This window comes from Streptomyces sp. NBC_00090 (assembly GCF_045160815.1).
Classification (GTDB): Bacteria; Actinomycetota; Actinomycetes; order Streptomycetales; family Streptomycetaceae; genus Streptomyces.
The window spans coordinates 7,220,915-7,235,860 of the sequence record NZ_CP108224.1; the positions used below are offsets into that span (position 1 = coordinate 7,220,915).

Below are 14,946 nucleotides of genomic sequence, written 5' to 3' on the forward strand. Positions count from 1 at the left end.
GCTTGCGCCCATGCGCATCGCCACCTGGAACGTCAATTCGATCACCGCCCGGCTGCCCCGACTCCTTGCCTGGCTGGAGAGCAGCGGCACGGACGTGCTGTGCATCCAGGAGACCAAGTGCACCGCCGAGCAGTTCCCCACCGAGGAGCTGCGCGCCCTGGGGTACGAGTCGGCGGTCAACGCCACCGGACGGTGGAACGGCGTCGCCCTGGTCTCCCGGGTCGGCCTCGCGGACGTGGTCACGGGGCTGCCCGGTGGCCCCGAGTACGAGGGAGTGCAGGAGCCGCGGGCCATCTCCGCGACCTGCGGCCCGGTCCGCGTCTGGTCGGTCTACGTGCCGAACGGCCGCGAGGTCGTCCACGAGCACTACGCGTACAAGCTGCGCTGGCTGGAGGCGCTCAAGGCGGCCGTCGCGGAGGACGCGGCGGGGGAGCGGCCCTTCGCCGTCCTCGGCGACTACAACATCGCCCCGACCGACGAGGACGTCTGGGACATCGCCGTCTTCGAGGGCGCCACGCACGTCACGGAGCCGGAGCGGGCCGCCCTCGCGGGCCTGCGCGAGGCCGGTCTCGGCGACGTGGTCCCGCGCCCCCTCAAGTACGACCACCCCTACACGTACTGGGACTACCGCCAGCTCCGCTTCCCGAAGAACAAGGGCATGCGCATCGACCTGGTCTACGGGAACAAGCCCTTCGCCGAGGCCGTCTCGGACAGCTACGTGGACCGCGAGGAGCGCAAGGGCAAGGGCGCCTCGGACCACGCGCCCGTCGTGGTCGACCTCGACGTCTAGAAACCGCCCGGGGCGAGGCCCGGCACGCCGAGATGATCTCCGCGCGCCGGGTGGTCGACCCGTGGGTGACGGTGCGACGCTGTTCGGATGAACATCCCGTTTCTGGACAACTGGCGCAAGCGTCACGAGCCCGAGGACGACGCCGGCTCACCGCTGGCCACGGCCTTCGACCGCGACCCCGAGGGAGTGGGGGAGCTGCTCTCCGAGTGCGAGCTGCTCCGCGCCCGCGTCGAACAGGCCGGGGTGGCGCTCGACGACAGCCCGCGCTCCCTCCAGGAGCTGGACCAGCTGCCGCCCCGCTGGCGGGACGACCCGGAGGAGCTGCCCTGGGTCGGCAACGACGCCGGTCTCTACCTCGGCACCGTGATCGTCCGGAACGTCCCCGGGGCCCGGTGGCAGGTGTGGCCCGGTGGCAGTCCGGTGGTGCGGCTCGCATCCGGCCGGGAGATCCAGGTCGTCGAGGCCGGTATCGACTGGGCGATGACGGGTGCGCCGGAGCTCTACCAGGTGTACGCGGAGGCGGCGGAGTACTGAGCGGGCGCCCGCGCGGACCCCACACCGATCCCGCACCGACCCCGTACCAACCCCCGCATCGACCCCGCCGGAACCCCCTTCCGGCTCCACTCCACGCCACCCTTTTGCAGTAAATACGGCTTATTCCCGTTTCATGCGTGTCGGCCGTGAAGTCCCTTTTTCTGGTGGATAGTTTGCGCTGACCGCGACACCGCTGAGAAACGGGGCAGGGCAGCGTATGGCCGTCGTCGATCCGCTGATCGAACTGCGTGGCGTCAACAAGCACTACGGCGCGCTGCATGTCCTCCAGAACGTGGATCTCACCGTCGGCCGTGGCGAGGTGGTCGTCGTCATCGGCCCCTCCGGCTCCGGCAAGTCCACCCTCTGCCGGGCGATGAACCGGCTGGAGAACGTCGAGTCGGGCGAGATCGTCATCGACGGGCAGCCCCTCCCCGGCGAGGGCAAGGCGCTGGCCCGGCTCCGGGCCGAGGTCGGCATGGTCTTCCAGTCCTTCAACCTCTTCGCGCACAAGACCGTCCTCGCGAACGTCTCCCTCGCGCAGATCAAGGTCCGCAAGCGCAAGAAGGAGGAGGCCGACCGGCGTTCGCGCGAACTCCTCGACCGGGTCGGACTCGCCGCACACGCCGAGAAGTACCCGGCCCAGCTCTCCGGCGGCCAGCAGCAGCGCGTGGCCATCGCCCGCGCCCTCGCCATGGACCCCAAGGCGCTCCTCTTCGACGAGCCGACCTCCGCCCTCGACCCCGAGATGATCAACGAGGTCCTCGAGGTCATGCAGCAACTCGCCCGGGACGGCATGACGATGGTGGTCGTCACCCACGAGATGGGCTTCGCCCGCTCCGCGGCCAACCGGGTCGTCTTCATGGCCGACGGACGGATCGTCGAGGACCGCACGCCGGAGGAGTTCTTCACGAGTCCGCGCAGCGAGCGCGCCAAGGACTTCCTCTCCAAGATCCTCAAGCACTGACCGGGGTGGGAACCATGCAGCGCACGCGCCGGACCCTGGCCGCCCTCGCCCTGCTGCTCGCCGCGACGGCGCCGCTCGGCGGCTGCGGCAAGGAGGGCAGCCCCCCGGTCAAGGGCCCCCAGCCCGACCAACTCCCCGTCTACCAGGTCCAGTCGGGCTTCACCCTGCCCGACTCGGGCACCTGGAACCGGGCGAAGAAGCGCGGCCGTCTCGTCGTCGGCGCCAAGGAGGACCAGCCCTACATGGGCGAGAAGGACCCCGCCACCGGCCGCTACTCCGGCTTCGACATCGAGATCGCCAAGATGATGGCGGCCTCCCTCGGCTTCGATCCGGCCGGCATCGACTTCCGCACGATCGCCTCGGCCAACCGCGAGACCGCCCTGCAGAACGGCCAGATCGACTACTACGTCGGCACCTACACCATCAACGACAACCGCAAGAAGCTCGTCGGCTTCGCCGGACCCTACTACCAGGCGGGCCAGTCCCTCCTGGTGCGCACCGACGAGAACGACATCGCGGGACCGCAGGACCTGGACGGCAAGCGGGTCTGCTCGGCCGCCGGGTCCACCCCGTACCAGCGGATCGAGAAGGACTACCCCGAGGCCGAACTCGTCGCCTACGACACGTACTCCGTCTGCGTGGACAACCTGCTGACCTACCAGGTCGACGCGGTCACCACCGACGACACGATCCTCATGGGGTACGCCGCCAAGGTCCCCGACGAACTCAAGGTCGTCGGCAAGCCGTTCTCGAAGGAGCCGTACGGCGTCGGCGTCCCGCACGGGGACGACGCGCTGCGCTTCGCCCTCGACGACGCCATCGCCGCCCACGAGAGGAACGGCGACTGGAAGAAGGCCTACGACGCCACCCTCGGACTCTCCGGAGTCCCCGCCCCGACGCCGCCCGCCATCGACCGCTACCCGGCGAGCTGACCGGAGGAGCCTCCCGACATGGACGTCCTGACCGACAACTTCTCCCTCTATGCCGAGGGCTTCTTCGGCACCGTCGAACTCACCGTCTACTCATCGGTGTTGGCCCTCGTGCTGGGCTTCGTCATGGCGTCCTTCCGGGTCGCGCCCGTGGGCTCCTTCCGGGTCTTCGGCACGGTCTGGGTCACGGTCCTGCGCAACACCCCGCTGACCCTGCTCTTCTTCGCGGTCATGCTGGGTCTGCCCCGGTTCGGACTCGTCCTGCCCTTCGAGGTGTTCGCGGTCCTCGCGCTCGGCTGCTACACCTCGGCCTTCATCTGCGAGGTCCTGCGCTCCGGCATCAACACCGTGCCGCGCGGCCAGGGGGAGGCGGCCCGCAGCCTGGGGATGACGTTCTCCCAGACCCTCGGCACGGTCGTCCTGCCGCAGGCCTTCCGCACGGTCATCCCGCCCATCGGCTCCACCCTGATCGCCCTCGCCAAGAACTCGGCGATCGCCGGGGCGTTCAGCGTCACCGAACTCCTGGGCACCTACAAGACCTTGAGCGAGCTCGGCTACAACATCGTCTGGACCTTCGTCTGGATCGCCGCCGGATACCTGATCATCACCCTCACCATCAGCGCCCTCTTCCACGTCATGGAGAAGCGCTGGGGAGTCGCCCGATGACCGAGTCCACCGCCCTCTACGACATCCCCGGGCCGCACGCCCGGCGACGGCACCTCCTCTACGGCCTCGCGTCCACCGTCGTGATCCTCGCGCTGGTCGGCTGGTTCCTCTATCTCCTCTTCGACACCGAGCAGTTCACCTCCACCAAGTGGTCGCCCTTCGCCTACGAGGGCATCCAGGAGCTGCTCCTCGAAGGGCTCGGCAACACCCTCAAGGCCTTCGCCTACGCAGCGGTGCTCTCGCTCGCGCTCGGCGCGGTCCTCGCCACCGGCCGGCTCTCCGAGCGCCGCCCGCTGCGGTGGATCTCGACCCTGCTCATCGAGTTCTTCCGCGCGATGCCCGTCCTCGTGATGATCTTCTTCATCTTCGTGGCGCTGAAGGTGCAGCCGCTGCCCGCGCTCGTCGCCGGACTGACCCTCTACAACGGCTCGGTGCTCGCCGAGGTCCTCCGCACCGGGATCCACTCCGTCGCGCGCGGTCAGGGCGAGGCCGCGTACGCGCTCGGCATGCGCAAGACGCAGGTGATGACCTACGTCCTCGCGCCGCAGGCGGTCCGGGCGATGCTGCCGGCCATCATCAGCCAGCTGGTGGTCGCCCTCAAGGACACCTCGCTCGGCTTCCTCATCACCTACGAGGAGTTCCTGCACGCGGGGAAACTGATCGCGTCGAACCTCGACTACGACCTGCCGTTCATCCCCGTCGTGCTGGTCATCTCACCGATCTACATCGGGATGTGCATGCTGCTCTCCTGGTTCGCCACCTGGGTGGCCCGCCGAGAGCGCCGCAGCCCGAAGACGAAGGCCGTGGACGTCGCGCCGGCCGACCCCGGGACGCTGCTGCCGGGAGCGCAGTAGCTGCTGTGAAGCCCTCCCGCCCGGCAGCAGCCGGTGATCACTTCTCCCGCAGCGGTACCGACACGTACGACGGGTCGGCCGAAGGGGAGGAGAAGGTCAGCTGCGCGCCGGTCGGGTTGTGCTCGATGTAGAGCGGGTCGACGGTGTCGACGACCAGGGCGAGCCGGTGTCCGGCGGGTACGTCGTACGCCGTGGAGAACAGCTCCAGATCGACGGCGAACGGCTTCCCCGGCGCCTTGCCGTGGAAGGTGTACGGGGCGTTGCTGACCAGCTTGCCGATGCCGAGCGGGCCCACGTCGTAGAGGTACGCGACGAAGGTGCCGCTCTCCTTCGTGGAGGTGACCGTGGTGTGCACCTTGGCCGTGCCGCGCACCCGCTGCGGGGTGTCGTACCGCTCGGACTGCCAGACGCCGGCGAAGGCGCGGGGGAGCAGCGGGACGGAGACGGTGGGCGGGGTGCGGAAGAGCTGGTCCAGGAGATTGGTGAGCAGGGTGATGCCGCCGTTGGCGCCGGAGTCGACGTTCGCCCAGAGGTGCTCCGTGTCGGCGAGGGCGAACTTCCGCTGGTTGGCGTGGACGGACTTCCAGTCGGGGTAGCCCTCGTAGCCGTCGGCGGAGCGGGACTTGAGCTGGACGGGCTGCTCGCGGTCGATGCCGTTGTCGACGCCCTTGAGGTGGCGGTCGAACCAGCGGTGGGCGTTGGTCCAGGTGTCGTTGGGGAGCCCGAGGATGCCGGTGGCCTCGGCGGTGGCGTGGTCGCCGGGCCGGAACTCCAGCCGCTTCGGGCCGGTGAGCTTCTCGTAGAAGCTCGCGTACTGGTTCGGCGGGAAGATGGTGTCGCCCCAGGCGTTGCCCATCATGATCGCGGCACCGTTGGCGTTGATCCGGTCCAGGTAGGTGAGCGGGGACCGCTCGCGGCCCCAGGCGATCATCTCGTCCTCCTTGTCGAGGTTCGACGAGAGGAAGTCGCCCAGGATCTCCTGGAGTTCGGGTCCGGGACGCCCGGTGAGATATCCGGCGCCACCGAGCAGCGCGGCGGCCTGGAGGTGCTGGGTGCGGCCGCTGTAGATGGAGTCGATGAGGTCGGCCCAGCCGCTCAGCGCGGCGACGGCCTTGATCCGGGAGTCGTGCGCGGCGGCGAGCAGGCTGATCCCGGCGCCGTAGGAGACCCCCGCCATGCCCACGTGCGCGGGGTCGGCGGGCGTGTTGGCGAGGGCCCAGTCGATCACCTTCGAGGCGTCGGCTATGTCCTTCGGGCCGGCGGTCTCTATCTCGCCGCCGGACTGCCAGAAGCCGCGCGAGTTGTAACTCACCACGACGTAACCGGAATCGGCGAGCTTCTGGGCCTGGGCCAGGTACTCGATCTGGGGCATGGCCCAGCTGGTGGGCAGCACGACCAGGGGGAGGCGGGCGGAGCCGCCGGCCCCGGCGGGGGTGACGACGTTCGCCTTGAGGACGGTGCCGCCCTCCCCGGCGATGTCGACGAAGCGGATGCCGGCGGCCGTGCTCGTTCCGGTCTCACCGGCCTGGGCGGCGGGGGCGAGCCCGAGGGCCGTCCCGGCCACGAGAGCGGCCGAGACGGCGAGGCTCACGGGTGTGCGCACGGGTCACTCCTCACTGGGGGCACTGCTGGGGGGATGGGGGGCAGTGAAAGTGACCCGACGGTAACCGGAGCGCCTTACCTCTGGTAACTGGTCGGTAAGTTACGTGCGGGTAACGATTGGTGGCCGGATGGCGCCGTCGAGGAGGGCGACGACCTCCACGAAGTCCGCATGGGCCTCCTCGTACCGCTTGGCGGCGACGAGGAACATGGCGCGATCCGTGAGCGTGCGGGCCAACTCGGCACCGCCCCCCACGGGTTCCACCGAGGTGTCGAGACGGCGGGCGAGCGCCACGCCTTCGTCGAAGAGGGGACGCAGCGGGTCCTCGATCCGGTACGTGCGCTTCTCCTGGGACACGGCGGTGCGCCGGGCCAGCCGGTGGTGCGCGGCCACCGCCTCGGCGAGGCGCCCCGCCTCGGTCAGCTCGACGACCTCCGCCTCAAGAGCGGGGATGTCGCCGAAGTAGGTCTCCCTCGTGTCGGGCGACCAGTGAAGGTAGTCGGCCCCGAACGGCGGCACGGGTGCGTCCCGGGACCCGACCGGCTCCGCCGCCCGGCCCGACAGGGCGAACAGGGTCACCCACCAGGTGAGGATGTTGCTCCAGACCTTGGGCTCGCCCGCCTCCGCCAGGCGGGCGAGTACCAGGAGTGCCTCCTGCCGATCCGCCCCGGCCTCCCTCCGGTGACCGGCGGCGTCGAACATCCGGGAACGGTGGACCAGCTCCCACACCAGGTTGGCCAGCGGCGAGGTGTCGACCTCCACCTTGCTCCGGGTGTCGTCCACGAGTTCCGTGAAGGCGGCCAGGGCCTCCTCGTGCCGCCCGGCGGCGTCGAGCTCCGCCGCCCACTCGACCGTGGTCCAGAAGCAGACCTCAGGCCGCCGCGATCGGGCGTACCTCCCGCAGACGTCCGCCGCCTCCGCATGGCGCCCCTCCTCCGCGAGCATCTGCGCCAGTCGTCCCTGTCCGTACCCGGGACTCGCCACCTGGCCCCGCTCGAAGCCGAGCCGCCCGGCCTCCGCCTTCTCCTCGCCCACCGCGAACGCTTCCGCCCGCCGCCGGGCGGTGAGCAGCGTGCGTTGGTACACGTCCAGGGCGTGGCAGAGCACCTCGGTCCTGTTCGGTTCGCCGGCGTCGATGCGCCGTCCGGCGTCCGCGGCCTCGGCGTGCAGCGCGAGCCGCATTTCCAGGCCGCCCCGGTCCCCGACCTCGTACCCGTACGAGACCAACGCCCCGGCCAGCTTCGGCAGATAGGCCGCCGGGCTCACCTGTGCGAGCACCCGGTACGCCTGGACCTGCTGCGACAGGCTCGGCCGGCCGGACCCGAGCAGCATCGTCCGTGCCTGCAGCACCGCATCGTGATCGACGTTCTCGGAGTGATTCATGTCGGCGATTCTGGGAGCCGGGGGAGGGTCCGGACAAGGCCGTCGAAGTGTGCGATCAGTCCTACGAAAAACGCCCCTGACCTGTCATGATGGAAACGTCTTCACCCCTGGACCGCTCCTGGAACACCCCTGGATCATCCTCGGATTACTCCTGACGGGAGGCACGGTGGGGGACGCGAGCGACGTACCCGACGTCTTCGACCCGCGGATCTACGCGGCAGGCATCCCGCACGACCGCTTCCGTGTCCTGCGAGACCGGGCGCCCGTCGCCCGGCAGGAGGAGCCGGAGATCCTGGGATGGCCCGCAGGGCCAGGCTTCTGGGCCGTCACACGGCACGCCGACGTCGTCCGGGTGCTCAAGGACTCCCGTACGTACTCCTCACACCTCGGCGCCACGCAGATCCGGGACCCCGACCCCGCCGACCTGCCCTTCATCCGGCGCATGATGCTCAATCAGGACCCTTCCCCAAGCTCTCAACCGCGTTCGAACAGGGGGGACCCCAATGACCACGGGCGTCTCAGGCGCCTCGTCAGCCGGGCCTTCACCCCCGGACGGATCGAGCGGTTCGCCGCCACCGCGCGGGAACGGGCCCGCGGACTCCTCGCGGAGGCGCTCGCCGCGGCGGACGCGGCCGGCGGCGAGGTGGACCTCGTCCGGACCGTCACCGACGACTACGCCCTGCTCAACCTCACCGACCTGCTCGGCGTCCCCGCGAGCGACCGGGGGCTGCTCCACGCCTGGACCGAACGGGTCATCGCCTACCAGGACCCCGACGAGCCGCCCGTCCTCGACGCCGAGGGGCGGCCGGTCAACCCCCGGTCACCCGCGATGCTCGCCGAGATGTTCGACTACGCCCAGGAGCTCGCCGCGCACAAACGCGCGCACCCCGCCGACGACGTGATGACCTCGCTCGCCACCTCGGAACTCGCCGACGCCGAACTGGAGATGTTCTTCTTCCTGCTGACCGTCGCCGGGAACGACACCGTCCGCAGCGCCGCCCCCGGCGGGCTCCTCGCCCTCGCCGAGCACCCCTACGAACAGCGCAGGTTGTGGAGCGGAGAGGTCGCCATGGAGACGGCGGTCGACGAACTCCTGCGTGTGCACCCGCCCGTGCTCTCCTTCCGCCGGACGGCTGCCCGGGACACCGTGCTCGCGGGCCGGGCGATCCGGGAGGGCGACAAGGTCGTCGTCTTCCACGCCTCGGCCAACCACGACGAGCGCGTCTTCCCCGAGCCGCACCGCCTCGACCTCGGACGGAACCCGAACCCGCACGTCTCCTTCGGCGACGGCCCGCACGTCTGCCTAGGCGCCCACTTCGCCCGGCTCCAACTCCGCGTGCTCTACGAGGAGGTGCGCGAGGCCTGCGACGGTCTGACCCTCGCGGGACCGCCCCGCCGCCTCGTCTCCAACTTCATCAACGGGATCAAGGCGCTGCCGGTGCGACCTCGGGAGCCGTCCGGGCCACCCGCGTGACATCGGCGACCAGCTCCACCACATCGGGCCCGTAGGCCTGCGAGTTGATCACCTTCAGGAGCAGCACGAAGGAGCCCGAGCGGTAGCGGCGCGCCAACGACTCGTGATGGCGCGCCAGATAGCGGGTCGCCGCCTGGTTGGTGATGGCCCGCTGCCCGCAGAAGAGGAAGACCGGCCGGCCGCCCTCGCCCGCGGTGAGCCGGGCCAGGATCACGTACTCGGACACGCCCACCTCGGAGAGGTAGCGCTCCGAGCCGAGCTGGAACATGCCGCGCACGGGCCCGGGCTCCACCTCGACGTTGACCGTCAGCCCCGGCAGGAGCGTGGCCAGATGAGCGTCCATCCGCCGGTTGGAGTAGGGCCCGCCGACGCAGAACTCGGTCCGGTCACCGAAGCCCTGGTGCCCCTGGTCGTGCGAGAGGATCCGGGCCTGCGACCCGCAGTCCTTGATCAACGCGGAGAGTTCGAGCAGCGCGAACACGTCGAACCGGTGCACCGAACGCTCGCCGCCCGACTCCCTGTTCACCACCAGCAGGCACTCCGAGTTCCCCGGCAGCCCGAAGAACGCCTGCTTCCGGCGGAGCCCGCGCCGCCAGAGGTACGTGCGGGCCAGCCAGCCGAACGAGGCGCTGACCCCGGTCGCCAGGACCCCGAGCACGATGTTGCGCAGGTCTTCGTTCATGGGCGCGCATGTTAGGGGGTGTCTTGCCGATCAGGCCAGGCTCGCGGCGTCTGGCACCGCGCCTCGCCGCGTTGTCGTCACTCGTCATGACTCCGCCATGACTCCCTCCTCCGCCTTGCGATCCACGGCACCAGACGCCGCTCCCTGATCCGGCCTGATCGACAAGACACCCCCTTGCGCTCAACCGCCCTCCTGTTCGAGGCGGTCCTGACGGAAGGGGCGGGGGAAGTTACGCTGCGCGGACGGTCATTGACTGGAGGTTGGGAATGCGTCGATCCACCGCTGGGACGGTCTCCGTGCTCGCTGTCGCGGCCACGGTGCTCTCGATGGGCGCCGCGCCGCCCGCGGCCCCGCCGAGCGCCCCGCCGGGACCCGTCAAGGAGCCCGTCGCCGTCGGCTACGGAGGCGCCGTCGCCAGCGTCGACGCCGACGCCTCGGCCGCCGGCATCGAGGTGCTCCGCAAGGGCGGCAACGCCGTGGACGCCGCCGTCGCCGTCGCGGCCGCCCTCGGCGTCACCGAGCCCTACTCCGCCGGCATCGGGGGCGGCGGCTACTTCGTCTACTACGACGCGAAGAGCCGCACGGTCCACACCGTCGACGGCCGCGAGACCGCGCCGCGCTCCGCCGACGCCGGCCTCTTCACGGAGAACGGCAGGCCGATCCCCTTCGAGGAGGGCATGACCAGCGGCCTCGGCGTCGGCACTCCCGGCACCCCGGCGACCTGGCGGACCGCCCTCGACGCCTGGGGCAGCAAGCGGCTCTCCACCCTCCTCGAACCCGCCGAGCGGCTCGCCCGCGACGGCTTCACCGTCGACCCGACCTTCCGCGCCCAGACCGCGGCCAACGAGGCACGGTTCCGCGACTTCCCGGCCACCTCCGAACTCTTCCTGCCCGGCGGCCAGTTGCCGGTGGTCGGCTCGGTCTTCAAGAACCCCGGCCTGGCCCGCACGTACGAGACGCTCGGCCGCGAGGGCATCGGCGCCCTCTACCGGGGGCCGCTCGCCCGGGACATCGTGAACACCGTCCGCACGCCCCCCGTCCGCGAGGGCGCCACCCGGACCGTCCGCCCCGGCGACCTGACGGAGCGCGACCTCGCCGCGTACCGCACCGAGCTCCGCAGGCCCACCAAGGTCGCGTACCGCGGGCTCGACGTCTACGGCATGGCCCCGTCCTCCTCCGGCGGCACCAGCGTCGGCGAGGCGCTCAACATCCTGGAGGGCACCGACCTCGCCGCCGCCTCACCGGCCGGCTACCTGCACCGGTACATCGAGGCCAGCCGGATCGCCTTCGCCGACCGGGGCCGCTGGGTCGGCGACCCGGCCTTCGAGCCGGTACCGACCCGCGGACTGCTCTCCCAGCGGTACGCCGACTCCCGAGCCTGCCTGATCCGCGACGACGCCGTCCTGACCAGCCCGCTCGCGCCCGGCGACCCGAACGACCCGACGCCCTGCGCAAGCGGCGGCACCGCGGCCCCGACCACGTACGAGGGCGAGAACACCACCCACCTGACGGCGGCCGACAAGTGGGGCAACGTCGTCGCCTACACCCTGACCATCGAGTCCACCGGCGGCAGCGGGATCACCGTGCCCGGCCGCGGCTTCCTGCTCAACAACGAGCTGACCGACTTCTCCTTCGCCCCCGCGAACCCGGCCGTGCACGATCCGAACCTGCCGGGTCCCGGGAAGCGGCCGCGCTCCTCGATCTCCCCGACGATCGTCCTCGACCGGCACGACCGTCCCGTCCTCGCGCTCGGCTCCCCGGGCGGTGCGACCATCATCACGACCGTCCTGCAGACCCTCACGGGGGTCGTCGACCGGGGCCTGCCGCTCGTCGACGCGATCGCCGCGCCTCGCGCCAGCCAGCGCAACCAGGCCACCACCGAGCTCGAACCCGCCCTGTGGAACAGCCCGTTGAGGGCCGAGCTGGAGGGGATCGGGCACGGCTTCCGGCAGAACCCCGAGATCGGGGCGGCGACGGGCGTACAGCGGCTGCCGGACGGTCGCTGGGTGGCCGCCGCGGAGCGGGTCCGCAGGGGCGGCGGCTCGGCGATGGTCGTCAGGCCGGCGGGACGGTAGCCCGTACGCGGGGTCTTCCCGCAGGGCCGTGAGCACCCGCGGGCCGGTGGCATGCGGGGCTGCGGCCCGGTGGCTACAGGGCCGTGAGCACCCGCGGGCCGGTGGTTACAGGGCCGTGAGCACCCGCGGGCCGGTGGTTACAGGGCCGTGAGCACCCGCGGGCCGTCGTCCGTGATCGCGACCGTGTGCTCGGCGTGGGACGCGCGCGAGCCGTCGAGCGTACGGATGGTCCAGCCGTCCCGCGCCGTGTAGTGGTCGTCGATGCCGCTCCCGATCAGCATCGGCTCGATCGCGAGCACCATCCCGTGCCGCAGCTTCATGCCCCGGCCCGGGCGTCCCTCGTTGGGGACGCCCGGGTCCTCGTGCATGGTGCGGCCGATGCCGTGACCGCCGAAGCCGTCCGGGATGCCGTATCCCGCGTCGCGGCAGACCCGGCCGATCGCGTGCGCGATGTCGCCGATGCGGTTGCCGACGACCGCCGCCGCGATACCCGCCTCCAGGGCCTCCTCCGCCGCGGCGATCAGCCGTGTGTCCTCCGGCCGGGCACGGCCGACCGTGAAGCTGACGGCCGCGTCGCCGGCCCAGCCGCCCAGGATCGCCCCGCAGTCGGCGGAGACCAGGTCGCCGTCGGCCAGCCGGGTCCCGTCCGGGACGCCGTGCACGATCGCGTCGTTCACGGAGAGGCACACGACCGCGGGGAAGGGCACGGGCGCCCAGTCCGGGTGGTAGTCCAGGAAGGGCGAACCGGCACCCGCCTCCGCCAGGACCTCCCGTGCCGCCCGGTCCAGCTCCGTCAGCGTGACACCGGGCGCGGCCTTCTCCCGTACGGCCGCGAGGGCGCGGGCCACCACCCGTCCCGCCTCGCGCATGGACGCCACGGACTCGTTCGTCTTGATCTCCACCATGCCAATTACTATACCGGTATTAGAATGGCGTCATGGTGCGTACACCCCTGACCCCCGAAGAGCGCGAGCGCGGCGAGCGCCTGGGCCTCCTCCTGCGCGCGGCGCGCGGCGAGCGGTCCATGGTCGAGATCGCCGCGGCCGCCGGACTGTCCGCCGAGACCCTCCGCAAGATCGAGACCGGCCGGGCCCCGACGCCGGCCTTCTTCACCGTCGCGGCCCTCGCCGGCGTCCTCGACCTCTCCATGGACCAGCTCGTGGTGCTCTGCGTGCCGGCCCCGGTCTGACGGGCCGCCGAGGGCTCCGCCGAGGGCCCCGGCGAGGGCCCCGGCGAGGGGCCCGGCGAGGGGCCTCCCTCGGCGGGGGCCGGCCTCAGTGGGAGACGGCCAGCTGTACCCGGCTGTGGCGCGGGCGCTCGATCTCGTCGAGGAGCGCGAGCGCCAGATCGGCGTGCCCGATGCGGCCCGGGCCCTCGACCACCGACCCCACCGCCGTCCGGTAGCCGCCCGTCCGCTCCGCCTCCGCGTTCAGGTCCAGCGGCGGCACCACCATCAGCCAGTCGAGCTCCGGCCCCGCCTCGGCCGTGAGCAGTTCGAACTCGGCCACATGGCCCTGGGCGAAGGCGCGCCACTCCGCCGGGAACTCGGGCGCGTCCATGAGGCGTACCCCGGGCGCGGTCTCCAGGGTCGTCGCGATCCCGAGGGTGAGGAGCCGCCGCACCCCCGCCTCCCCGAGGCCCGCGACCAGCGCCTTCGCCGCCGCGGTGAAGTACTCCTCCGAGGGAAGGTCCAGCCGGGCCGCGGTGTGCAGCGCCGCGTCGTGGCCGGCGGCGAGCGCCGCCACCGAGACCGCGTCCGTCGCGTCTCCCCGTACGAGCGAGACGCCCGCGCCCTCCAGGTCGCGGTGCGCGGCCGGGTCGCGGACCACGGCGGTCACCCGGTGGCCCCGGGAGACCGCCTCCGCGACGGCCGCCCGGCCGACCCGCCCGCCGGCGCCGAAGATCACGAGGCGCGGACCGTGGCCGCTGTCGCCGCTGTTCTTGTCGCTCTTGCTGTTCTTGCCGTTCTCGATGTCCATGCCGGGACCGTAGAACGGGGGTCCCTGGTTACTTCAACGGTACTGGGCTAGCGTCGGTCCCATGCCTGATCAGCCCCACCCGCCCGCGCCGTTGGACTCCGCCCTCTTCGACGACCCCGACTGCGCGGGAAGCCCCGCCCAGCCCTTCCGCGTCGGCGACAAGTGGACCGGCATGGTGCTGCGCTGCCTGGAGGACGGGAAGCCCCGCCGCTTCACGGAACTGCGCGTGCCCCTGCACTGGATCACCCCCAAGGTCCTCACGGAGACGCTCCGTTCGATGGAGCGCAACGGCTTCCTCACCCGGACCGTCCACGACGAGAACCCGCCCCGCGTCGAGTACGCGCTCACGCCTCTCGGGCACTCGCTCATCGGCCCCCTCGACACGGCCTGCGACTGGGCCCGCGCCCACGCTCCCGAGATCACGGAGGCCCGCGCCTCCTACGAGCAGGCCGGCCCGGTGGCCCAGGGGGTGTCCGGCGGAGCATGGCCGGGTCGCCCCTGATCCGCCGGACACCCCCTAGGCTCCGGGGCATGATGCCCGATGAGCTGCGGCGCGGCCGCTACGTGAGCCTGACCACCTTCCGGAAGAACGGCACGGGGGTCGCGACGCCCGTCTGGTACGCGGTGGAGGGCTCCGAGCTGTACGCGTGGACCCGCTCCGACTCCTGGAAGGTCAAGCGGCTGCGGAACGACCCCCGGGTCGAGGTCGCCCTGTGCGACGTGCGCGGCAACGTCGCCGAGGGTGCCGCGCGCTTCCCCGGCGAGGGCAGGCTGGTCGAGGGGGAGGAGCTGCGCCGGATCCGGGGCCTGCTCTCGCGCAAGTACACCTGGCAGTACTGGCTGACCGACGTACCGGCCATGATCGTCCGGCTCGGCAAGCGCCCGCACACCGGGATCGTCGTGCGCTTCGGGGGGTCCCCGGAGTCCACGGATTCCCCGGAATCCGCCGACTGAGGCACCCGATCGAAAACGGACCGTAGTCGTCCCGTAACAAGACTGCGGTCCAATACCCGCGG

16 protein-coding genes are annotated in these 14,946 nt (G+C 71.5%); 11 read left to right on the forward strand and 5 right to left on the reverse strand.

The genetic code is table 11. The features are described 5' to 3' along the window. The first annotated feature begins 10 nt into the window (after positions 1 to 10). The 6 genes from OG361_RS32145 to OG361_RS32170 all read left to right on the forward strand — a co-directional run bounded on the left by OG361_RS32145 (position 11) and on the right by OG361_RS32170 (position 4,737). Entirely contained in the window at positions 11 to 790 is a 780-nt protein-coding gene (locus OG361_RS32145) for an exodeoxyribonuclease III (protein WP_405859101.1), read from the forward strand. A gap of 87 nt (positions 791 to 877) precedes the next feature. Next, positions 878 to 1,324 (forward strand): DUF6278 family protein, encoded by a 447-nt coding sequence (locus OG361_RS32150; RefSeq protein WP_405859103.1) that lies wholly within the window; start codon positions 878 to 880, stop codon positions 1,322 to 1,324. Positions 1,325 to 1,541: 217 nt separating this feature from the next. After that, on the forward strand, positions 1,542 to 2,288 hold the full coding sequence (locus tag OG361_RS32155; protein ID WP_405859105.1) for an amino acid ABC transporter ATP-binding protein: 747 nt from the start codon (positions 1,542 to 1,544) through the stop codon (positions 2,286 to 2,288). Positions 2,289 to 2,302: 14 nt separating this feature from the next. After that, the gene (locus OG361_RS32160) at positions 2,303 to 3,220 is read left to right on the forward strand and encodes a glutamate ABC transporter substrate-binding protein (RefSeq protein ID WP_405859107.1); all 918 of its coding nucleotides are present in this window, start codon (positions 2,303 to 2,305) and stop codon (positions 3,218 to 3,220) included. An 18-nt stretch (positions 3,221 to 3,238) separates the two neighbouring features. Continuing rightward, positions 3,239 to 3,883 (forward strand): amino acid ABC transporter permease, encoded by a 645-nt coding sequence (locus OG361_RS32165; protein WP_405859109.1) that lies wholly within the window; start codon positions 3,239 to 3,241, stop codon positions 3,881 to 3,883. Further along, on the forward strand, positions 3,880 to 4,737 hold the full coding sequence (locus tag OG361_RS32170) for an amino acid ABC transporter permease (RefSeq protein ID WP_405859111.1): 858 nt from the start codon (positions 3,880 to 3,882) through the stop codon (positions 4,735 to 4,737). Before OG361_RS32165 ends, OG361_RS32170 begins: the two co-directional genes overlap by 4 nt. A gap of 37 nt (positions 4,738 to 4,774) precedes the next feature. Here the strand turns inward: OG361_RS32170 and OG361_RS32175 are convergent, their stop codons facing one another. Continuing rightward, the gene (locus OG361_RS32175; RefSeq protein WP_405859113.1) at positions 4,775 to 6,340 is read right to left on the reverse strand and encodes an alpha/beta fold hydrolase; all 1,566 of its coding nucleotides are present in this window, start codon (positions 6,338 to 6,340) and stop codon (positions 4,775 to 4,777) included. 99 nt (positions 6,341 to 6,439) lie between these two features. After that, the gene (locus OG361_RS32180) at positions 6,440 to 7,720 is read right to left on the reverse strand and encodes a hypothetical protein (protein ID WP_405859115.1); all 1,281 of its coding nucleotides are present in this window, start codon (positions 7,718 to 7,720) and stop codon (positions 6,440 to 6,442) included. Between the two features lie 166 nt (positions 7,721 to 7,886). Here OG361_RS32180 and OG361_RS32185 point away from each other — a divergent pair, with 166 nt between their 5' ends. Beyond that, positions 7,887 to 9,194 carry a cytochrome P450 gene (locus OG361_RS32185; protein WP_405859117.1) on the forward strand — a complete coding sequence of 436 codons (1,308 nt, stop codon included), beginning with the start codon at positions 7,887 to 7,889 and terminating at the stop codon, positions 9,192 to 9,194. Here the strand turns inward: OG361_RS32185 and OG361_RS32190 are convergent. Continuing rightward, positions 9,145 to 9,876, reverse strand: coding sequence for a hypothetical protein (locus OG361_RS32190; protein ID WP_405859119.1), 732 nt, complete (start codon positions 9,874 to 9,876; stop codon positions 9,145 to 9,147). The genes OG361_RS32185 and OG361_RS32190 overlap by 50 nt on opposite strands. 266 nt (positions 9,877 to 10,142) lie before the next feature. On the opposite strand from OG361_RS32190, the gene ggt reads away from it, so the two are divergent. Then, positions 10,143 to 11,951, forward strand: a complete 1,809-nt coding sequence (ggt, locus tag OG361_RS32195) for a gamma-glutamyltransferase (protein WP_405859121.1) — start codon at positions 10,143 to 10,145, stop codon at positions 11,949 to 11,951. Between the two features lie 137 nt (positions 11,952 to 12,088). On the opposite strand, the gene map is transcribed toward ggt, so the two are convergent. Beyond that, entirely contained in the window at positions 12,089 to 12,856 is a 768-nt protein-coding gene (gene map, locus OG361_RS32200) for a type I methionyl aminopeptidase (RefSeq protein WP_405859123.1), read from the reverse strand. Positions 12,857 to 12,888: 32 nt separating this feature from the next. Between map and OG361_RS32205 the strand changes: the two genes are divergently transcribed. Further along, a complete protein-coding gene (locus OG361_RS32205) occupies positions 12,889 to 13,140 on the forward strand; it encodes a helix-turn-helix domain-containing protein (protein ID WP_384561227.1) in 252 nt (83 codons plus the stop codon). Positions 13,141 to 13,225: 85 nt separating this feature from the next. On the opposite strand, the gene OG361_RS32210 is transcribed toward OG361_RS32205, so the two are convergent. Continuing rightward, complete coding sequence (locus OG361_RS32210; protein ID WP_405859125.1) at positions 13,226 to 13,930, reverse strand: NAD(P)-dependent oxidoreductase; 705 nt, start codon at positions 13,928 to 13,930, stop codon at positions 13,226 to 13,228. Positions 13,931 to 13,991: 61 nt separating this feature from the next. Between OG361_RS32210 and OG361_RS32215 the strand changes: the two genes are divergently transcribed. Beyond that, positions 13,992 to 14,432: a winged helix-turn-helix transcriptional regulator gene (locus OG361_RS32215; RefSeq protein WP_405859127.1), complete on the forward strand. Its 441-nt coding sequence runs from the start codon at positions 13,992 to 13,994 to the stop codon at positions 14,430 to 14,432. Between the two features lie 29 nt (positions 14,433 to 14,461). Then, the gene (locus OG361_RS32220; protein ID WP_405859129.1) at positions 14,462 to 14,884 is read left to right on the forward strand and encodes a PPOX class F420-dependent oxidoreductase; all 423 of its coding nucleotides are present in this window, start codon (positions 14,462 to 14,464) and stop codon (positions 14,882 to 14,884) included. The last annotated feature ends 62 nt before the right edge of the window (positions 14,885 to 14,946 follow it).